Source organism: Mycobacterium kyorinense (assembly GCF_002101735.1).
Lineage (GTDB): Bacteria > Actinomycetota > Actinomycetes > Mycobacteriales > Mycobacteriaceae > Mycobacterium > Mycobacterium kyorinense.
In genome coordinates, this window is the sequence record NZ_LQPE01000077.1 from 1 (window position 1) to 1428 (window position 1428).

Genomic DNA, 1428 nt, shown 5'->3' on the forward strand with positions numbered 1-1428 from the left:
TTGTTCCGGGCGCCGAAGTCCACCACGGCCGCCGAGAAGGAGTACCTGGCGGTGTTCGCCAACGTCATCGGTGATCTTGCCCATCAACTCAACCGGCAGGCCACCCTGCCGGCAGTGCGGCTGGAGCCGCTGCCCGCGGGCATCGATGTGGTCGCTGCAGCCGCGCAGGCCCGCCGCTGGCTGGGCGTGGAGCCTTTGACGCCGATCAAACGGTTGACCTACGAGCTGGAAGCCGCGGGGGTTCCGGTGGTGCTGCGGATGAAGCATTCGCGTTCCACCGGGCTGATCGATTGGGACAACGCCGACGATGAACCGGTTGGCTTGTTGACCGAGAAGCATCTGGGCTGTTCGGCGCGGACCGGCGATTATCGCGACCGCCCCGTTGTCTTGTTGCGTGGCATGGAGTCGTGGGAGCGCACCCGCTGGACGGTTGCCCATGAGATCGGGCATTTGGTGTTGCACCGCTATGGCGATATCAGCGATGAGGAGGAACGGGAAGCCTCGCGGTTTGCCTCCGAGCTGCTCGCGCCCGCCGAGGCGATCGCCGCCGAGATCCCGGACGCCCCGACACTGAATGACTTGATCGAGGTGAAGTTGAAGTGGCGAATCTCCATTGGGGCGTTGATCATTCATCTTCGCGAATCGAAGCTGATCGACGACGCCCGCGCACTGACGCTGCAGCGTCAGCTCTACACCAGGATCAACACCGACACCGGGCACACTTGGGGCAAAACCGAACCGGGCTGGGACACCTACAAGCCCGAGCGGCCGCGGCTGCTGCGGCGGTGGATGGGGGTCTGCTACGCCGGGGCCGATTCGGCCGAAGCCCTGGCCGCCCACAATCTGATCTATCCCACCGATCTGCTCGCCGACATCTTGGCCGGTCAAGGCGATGCACCCGGCCGGTCTCGCACCGAGCACGCCAGGACCGCTGACGTCGGTGCCGGACAGGGCGACATCGTGGTGCCACTGCACCGGGCTCCCCGGCAGGCCTAGCAGAACGCCACGGGTCGGTCAGCACACGATGGCACGCACGCAGCGGATCGCACTGACCGATCGCCCCGACACCTACACCGTGCTGGGCGCCGATCACCTGCCCGTCGACCCGGCTGAGGAGTACCTGCAGTTCCTGCGCGACGACGCGGCCTCCCCGAACACGGTGAAGGCCTATGCCGCCGGGCTGGCGGCCTGGTGGACCCTGCTGGAGTACACCGGCACCGACTGGCGCGAGGTCAGCACCGCGATGTTCGGTCAGTTCCTGGCCTATCTGCGCAGCGGGGATCTGCCCGGCACCGCCCGCATCGGCGCCCCGCCGACATGGTTGGGCCCGGCCAGCACCCAACTGCGGGCCGCAGCGGTTCTGGCCTGCTACCGCTACCACGCCGACGCCCACGGACTGACCGTCCCGTATCGGCGGCTGTTCACCAG

At 67.2% G+C, this 1428-nt stretch carries 2 protein-coding genes; both read left to right on the forward strand.

From position 1 onward, the window contains the following. Window positions 1–996, forward strand: a 996-nt coding sequence (locus AWC14_RS10010; protein ID WP_142281651.1) for an ImmA/IrrE family metallo-endopeptidase, incomplete at its 5' end; no start/stop codon positions are given. 28 nt (window positions 997–1024) lie between these two features. Continuing rightward, the coding region (locus AWC14_RS10015; RefSeq protein ID WP_158089883.1) for a site-specific integrase at window positions 1025–1428 on the forward strand (404 nt) is incomplete at its 3' end.